Annotated in this window: 3 protein-coding genes and 1 pseudogene; 1 reads left to right on the top strand and 3 read right to left on the bottom strand. The window is 72.4% G+C overall.

Annotated features, from left to right (window positions below; all coding sequences use genetic code 11):
• Positions 1-84: 84 nt before the first annotated feature.
• From ABZ497_RS30320 to ABZ497_RS30310, 3 genes are all read right to left on the bottom strand, one after another.
• A complete protein-coding gene (locus ABZ497_RS30320) occupies positions 85-2565 on the bottom strand; it encodes an RICIN domain-containing protein (RefSeq protein ID WP_359809778.1) in 2481 nt (826 codons plus the stop codon).
• 89 nt (positions 2566-2654) lie between these two features.
• A complete protein-coding gene (locus ABZ497_RS30315; RefSeq protein WP_359809777.1) occupies positions 2655-4094 on the bottom strand; it encodes an RICIN domain-containing protein in 1440 nt (479 codons plus the stop codon).
• Positions 4095-4757: 663 nt separating this feature from the next.
• On the bottom strand, positions 4758-5354 hold the full coding sequence (locus ABZ497_RS30310; protein ID WP_359809775.1) for a DUF1349 domain-containing protein: 597 nt from the start codon (positions 5352-5354) through the stop codon (positions 4758-4760).
• Positions 5355-5659: 305 nt separating this feature from the next.
• On the opposite strand from ABZ497_RS30310, the pseudogene ABZ497_RS30305 reads away from it, so the two are divergent.
• Positions 5660-6370: pseudogene (locus ABZ497_RS30305) on the top strand (hypothetical protein).
• The last annotated feature ends 35 nt before the right edge of the window (positions 6371-6405 follow it).

Raw genomic sequence — 6405 nt, 5'->3', positions numbered from 1 at the left:
ACATCTGTTTCACATCTTTTCCACTCCCCTCACCTCTCCCTACGTCCCCCCGCCCACCCCCCCCCGCGGCCCGGCACCCGGCCGTCAGCTCAGCTTGATCTGCTGACTGCGGCCGCCGCCGCAGGTGTTCTGCACCAGCGGGGCGCCGTCGGCGGTCGAGGCCCCCGAGATGTCCAGGCACTTCCCGCTGTGCCGCGCCAGCAGGGTGAGGTAGCCGCTGCCCGTGCTGCGCACCGACCACTCCTGGTTGGCGCCGCCGTTGCAGGTGTACCGCACCAGCGGGGCGCCGTCGGCGGTCGAGGCCCCGGTGACGTCCAGGCACTGCCCGCTGCCCCGCGCGACCACGTTCACGTAGCCGGGGCTGCTCGCCCGCAGCGACCACTGCTGGCCGGTGGTGCCGTTGCAGGTGGACTGCACGGCGGGCGCGCCGGCCGTGCCGGGGGCGCCGGGGACGTCGGCGCACTTGCCGCTGCTCCGCAGCTGGAGCGCCTTCCAGCTGTCGGGGGCCGCGCTGCGCAGGTTCCAGGACTGGTTGCTCCCGGTCGTGGGCCGGTAGACCCCCACCGGAGCCCCGTCACCCGTGGACGCGCCCGTGACGTCGAGCAGGTCGCCCGTCGCCTTGTTGACCAGGGTGCCGTGGCCGTCGCCGTTGGTGGAGAGCATCCACAGCTGCTGCGTGGACGAGTTGGCCGCCGCGAAGCCGAGCGTGCCCGGGGTGGCCGTGGCGGTCAGGGCCTTGCCGTTCGCCGTGTTGGTCAGGCGGTAGGCGGCCGTGTTGTCGGAGCCGCCGGAGACCTTGGTGAACTTCCACTGCTGCGCCGGGTCGGCCGGGTCGGCGGGGTGCTGGACGGGGCCGCCCTGTGCGCTCGCGGCCGCCGACAGCGCCAGGCCGCTGTTGTCGTTGACGAGCTGCCGCACCTGCCCGGTGGGGGCGGCGGCGGTCACCGCGGCGTCGGTGCCGGTGGCGCCGGGGATGACGAAGGTGGTCACCGAGCCCGGGCCCACCGTGGTGGTGAGCGTCTTGGCGGCGGTGGCCCGCAGGTCGCCGTCGCGCTGCAGGTTCTTTCCGGCGTCGGTGGTGTAGCGCTCGACGGGGGTGGTGGTGCTGACGCTCTGGAAGGCCGCCAGGTCGAGGGTGACGCTCTGCGGCGCGCCGGTGGGGTTGGTGTAGACCGCCACCGTGCCCGTGCCGCCGGGGCGCAGGGCGGCGAGGGCGTTCGCGGAGTCGGTGGTGATCACCCGGGCCCCGGGCCGGATGAAGCGGCTGTAGTTGGCCATGGCCCAGTACTTCTTGTTCTTGCGGATCGGCTCGGCGCCCGGGTTCGTGGAGGTGAAGTCCACTTGGACGAGGCCCCAGTTGGCGTTCTCGTGGGCGGGCGTCATGTTGGCGTAGTCCTCGACGGCCTGCCACATCACCCAGGCGCTCGGCTCCAGTTCTCGGATGTCGTCGGTGACGTGCTGGGCGAAGTCGAGGGCGGGCGACATGTCGGTGAAGCTCTGCGGGACGGTGCCCCCGAGGTCGACCTCGGACATCCAGAGCGGCTTGCCGGCGCCCTTGGCGATGTCGCGCGCTCCGGTGCGGCCGCCGGTCTCGTACGTGTGGGTGTTGAGCTTGCCCACGGTCGAGCGCACCGCCGGTGCGTAGGAGTCCCAGTCGGAGCGGAACAGGTCGGGCCTGGTCTCGTCCATCGCCGAGACCGGGGTGCTCACGCCGGCCGCGTCCAGTGCGCCGCGCAGCGCGGTGACCAGGTGGGCCTGCGAGGCGACGTCCCAGTGGGAGCCCTCCTGCCTGCCGCCGGCGCCCCAGTAGGAGGTGCTCGGCTCGTTCATCGGGGAGAGGGCACCGAAGGTCACGCCGGTGGCGGTCTGGGCCCGCTGGAGGGACCCGGCCAGGTAGGCGGCGAAGCGGTCGTACTGGTCGGGGCGGAGGTTGTCCTCCCAGCTGTTGGCCGCGCCGGAGACCAGCCCGCTCCTGGTCATGAAGTAGGGCGCGGAGTTGGAGAAGGCCTCGAAGGTGTCCGCGCCGCGGGTCTTCGCGGCCTTGAGCCACCACTGCTGGTTGGCGTCGGCGGCGGCGTTCCAGTGGGTGGGGTCGGCCGGGTTCCACCAGTCGGCGGGCTCGGTCCAGCCGGCCGTGCCGGAGGCCGGCGGGCCGAACGCCGCGGGGCGGTTCCAGTACCCCGGCACGGCGGCGCCCGGGCGCAGGTAGGGCGTCGTCTCGGGGCTGTCGCCGCCGCCGATGTTGTAGCGGGCGACGGTGAAGCCGAGGCCGTCCGGGCCGAAGAGGTCGTCGGCGAGCTGGGAGCGTTCGGCCTCCGGCCACCCGCCGGTGACGTTGGCGAACCAGGCGAGGGAGGTTCCCCAGCCCTGGAACGGCTGCTGCTGGTAGCCGGGGTCGAGCCGGACGGTGACGTGCGCGGCGGCTTCGTCGGCGAAGGCCGGCGGGGCGCTCAGTGTGCCGGCCGCCAGGGCCGCGGCGGCGGTGACGACGGCGCCGAGGCCGGTGCGGGACCGGCGGGTGCGGGCTCTGCCGGCGCGGCCGGTGGGTTGCTTGCGCAGGGACACGGGTCCTCCTGGGCTGATGGTGGTCGGGCAGGGCGAAGCCCCTCCGCCGGACACGGTGGTGGTGGAGGGGCTTCGTCGGGGGGCTCCGGTCAGGCCGTGGTGCGCTTCCACTGCTGGTTGGTGCCGGTGCCGCAGGTCCACTGCTCCAGCGCGGTGCCGTCGGCGGTGGCCTGGTTGGTCACGTCCAGGCACTTGCCGCTGTGCCGGGCGATCAGGCGGACGTAGCCCGTGGCACCGGTGACCTTCTGGACCTGCCACTGCTGGGACGGCCGGCCGTCGCAGGGGTTCTGGACGGCGAGCGCGCCGTCGGCGGTCGACGCGTCGGCGATGTCGAGACACTGTCCGCTGTGTCGGGCCATGATCTGGGCGTAGCCGGTGCCGAGGTTCTTGATCCAGAAGTTCTGGTTGGCGCCGTTGCCGCAACCCCACTGGATGAGCTGGCCCGCCCGGGCGAAGGAGTAGTCCCGCACGTCGACGCACTTGCCGCTCTGGCGGCCCGTCAGGCTCTCCCAGGTGGCCTTCATGCCGGCGACGACGCCGGTGGCGGCGTTCACGGTGATCTGCGGGGAGTAGCCCATGGTCATGGTGGTGGCGGTCGGGAACGTCAGCGGCAGCCAGACGTACTGGGAGTCGTTGACCGTCCCGCCGCTGGCGTTGCCCCAGCGGTCGCCCATGTACAGGTAGCCGGTGCCGCCGCTGCCCTGGACGGGCAGCACGAAGGCGGTCTGGCTGGAGTAGGTGACGGAGTCGCCGATGTCCTGGAGGTCGCTCCAGGAGCCGGTGACGCTGGTGGCGGTGCCGTACTTCTGCTGGTTGGGCGCCCAGCCGGTGGCGTGGGAGGAGAGCAGGAAGTAGACGCCGTCGCGCTTGAACATCGCCGGCGCCTCGCGGGACTGGCCGTTCCACAGGCTCTGCACCTGGGCGTCGATGCCGGTGTAGTCGGCGGTGAGCCGGTAGACGTGCAGGTCCCGGTTCTCGTTGGCGGCGGAGATCATGTACCCCGTGCCGTCGTCGTCCACGAAGGTGGTGATGTCTCGGGACATCTCACCCAGCGGCCGGAAGCTGCCGCGCCAGGTGTAGCTGCCGTCGACGGTGGGGGAGACGGCCACCGCGGCCCGGGCCTCGCCGTAGTCCGCGCCGTTCTCCTTGTGCATCCACATGACGAACTGGCCGGTGGCGGCGTTGTACATCACCTTGGGCCGCTCGATCACGGCGTACTGCAGCTCCGGGTCGGTGGCCTGGCTCAGCACGTGGCCGCGGAACTCCCAGGTCCGGAGGTCGCGGGAGCGGTAGCTGGAGACGTAGCGGAAGGTGTTGTCGGCGTTGCGGTCCTCGCCGAACCAGTAGTAGTACGTGCCGACCTTGATGACGCCGCCGCCGTGGGCGTGCACCGGGTTCCCGGCGGTGTCGGCGAACTGGGTGCCGTTGGTGATCGTCACCGTGGCCGCCTGGGCGGTGCCGACGCCCTGGAAGAGGGGGAGGAGCAGCGCCAGCAGGGCGCCGAACAGGATCGTTCTCAATCGCGGCATGACTTCATACCTCTGGGTCTCGCAGATGCGCGCGTGACGGCCGCGTCCGGTCCTGGTGGCGCGGAACCGCCAGGGCCGACGTGCTGTCAGGCACCCTGTTCCAGGGCATGCCTGACGTCGAGTTCCCGCGCACGGCGAATGCGGTGGGGGCGGGACTGTCGTGCGGGCATCTTGGGTGGGGGTGGAATTTCGTCGTGCGGGGTCGAGGACGGCGGGCCGGTGGAGCGGCGCGGCGCAGGGGAACTCGTTCCCGGTGAAGGAGCTTGCGCGCCGGATCGACAGGCCGGGGGCGGCCTTGTGGGCAGTCCCGTCGTCCCGTCCGCGGCGTCCGGAGGATGACCGGGGAGTAACCGTCTGTCGGCGCCCCCAGCGCGTCCGTCGCGGGGATGTTGGCGCAAACAAGCGGTCGACGGAGAGTCTCGGAGTGCTGTCCGGCGGTGTCAAGGGTTTCGTCCAAGTTGCGCCCGGACGGGACGAATCGGCCCGTCCGGTAAACTCCGCGTCACTGGTTCATCACTTCTCCGTGACGGAATCGGCGGTGCCGCCCGCGGAAGCGACAGGATCCCCCGGGTGCGCCGGGGGATCCTGGTGTGCGTTGTGGTCCGAACGTGTGGGTTTCCGGGGGATTCTCCGAGGGTCGGCGGGCCGCGCCCGCCGGCGGGCTCAGCGGCCGTCGAACAGGTGGGCCAGCCGGGTGGGCGTCAGGCGGATGTCGTCGAAGTCGACGCGGCAGCCCTCGCCGACCGGCGACTGGACCTCGAGGCCGACCCGGACGGGAGCCGGCCCGTCCAGGGCGAACTGCCTGATCAGACGCCAGGTACGGCCGTCGGAGGAGACGTGGAAGGCGAACGCCGGCGCGATCCGGCTGATCCGCAGCCACAGTGCGTCGCCCTCGACCGGTCCCGCGACCGCGTCGTCCGAGCGCCCGCGGGTGACCACCGAGTAGACGCTCGGCGCTCCGTCCGGTGACTGCTCGAAGTTGAGCTTCGCCCAGTGGTCGGCGTCCGACCGGACGATGAGGGCGCCCGCGTCCCACGGGGCCCGGAACCCGACCCGGAGCCGGGCCGAGAACTGCCAGTCCCCGTCCGGCGGGTCGACCAGCGCCGTCGCGGCGTTGCGCCTGGCCTCGCCGGTGAGCGGGTCGGTGAAGACGTCGGTGCGGGGGGCGGCGGTGACGGACAGGACGTGGCCGGCCAGGGAGCAGGCGGCCGGGGCGGGCGCCCAGCGGAGGGGGGAGGCGAATGCGTCGTCGAGGCTCATGGCGTCATTGTTGACACTGGGCGAGGGGGATCCACCAAAGAGCCACAGAATCAGCCAGATCCGATCGTTCAGCCGTGATCCGACGAGTCGCCCGATGAAAGGTTGTTGCATTGTGGGGACTTCGGTTTAATGCTGTGCGTTAATGGAGAGGAGATTCCTGCGGGAGGCGCATCATGAGCGAGTGCACCGGCGACGCCGGCCGCCCGGGCGGCGCGGTCGGGGACCACCTGCCGTCGGCCGCCCACCGTTCCACCGCGCCGCGCGTCCCGACAGAACCGTCCGCGAGGGATGCCGGCGTGCACGGGATGGTCACCAAGCTCGCGGACCGCCGCGAGCTCATCCACTACGACGTCGAGGCCGGGACCGGCCGCGACACCGCCGACAGCCGCCCGCTCGAACCCACCCCGGGCGACTCCGAAACCAGACTCGACCCGGTGGCCGGCGACTGGGTCACCATCGCCGCACAGCGCCAGGGCCGCACCCACCACCCACCCGACCACGACACCTCCTTCGCCGACCTCCCCGAGGAGCGGGCCCGCCTCGTCCTGGACGCCTGGACCGACCGCCGCACTGTCCGCCCTGCCGGACGCCGTCGAAGGCGTCGACACCCGCCGCCTGGTCGTCAACGGCGAACTCGAGAGCGCCTTCGTCCCGTTCGCCGCCCGCCGGCCCTACGAAGTCCACCTCCACCCCAATCGCCGGGTGCCCGGCCTCACCTGCCTCGACTCGCACGAACGGGCCGAACTCCCCACCTTCTAGCTGGACTTGCTGTGCCGCTCCGCCCGCCTCTGCCACGGCGGAGCGGGCCGGCCGGCCCCACTCCCCATGTCGCCGCCCGGCACCAGGCCCCCGAGCGGGGCGGGGCGGAGCCGGCCCCGCACCTCGAACTGTCCACCGTCCGCCGGACGGCGGACCGGCTCACGTACCCGGCCGGCGTGGGGCCCGGGGCCGACGCCTTCGTCAACGACCTGTGCTCCGAGGACGCCGCCCGCCGGCTTCGCGAACTCGCCGCGTAGACGCAGGTGGCGGCCGGGTCGGGGGTCTGGCGGCC

The sequence above is a fragment of the Kitasatospora sp. NPDC005751 genome (assembly GCF_040630835.1).
Lineage (GTDB): Bacteria > Actinomycetota > Actinomycetes > Streptomycetales > Streptomycetaceae > Kitasatospora.
The sequence above is the reverse complement of the archived record's forward strand: the minus strand, read 5'-3'. Positions and strand labels throughout refer to the sequence as shown.

Coding starts and splice junctions, on each gene's coding strand:
- ABZ497_RS30310 (WP_359809775.1), bottom strand. CDS start 5,354: ATGAGCCTCGACGACGCATTCGCCTCCCCCCTCCGCTGGGCGCCCGCC.
- ABZ497_RS30315 (WP_359809777.1), bottom strand. CDS start 4,094: ATGCCGCGATTGAGAACGATCCTGTTCGGCGCCCTGCTGGCGCTGCTC.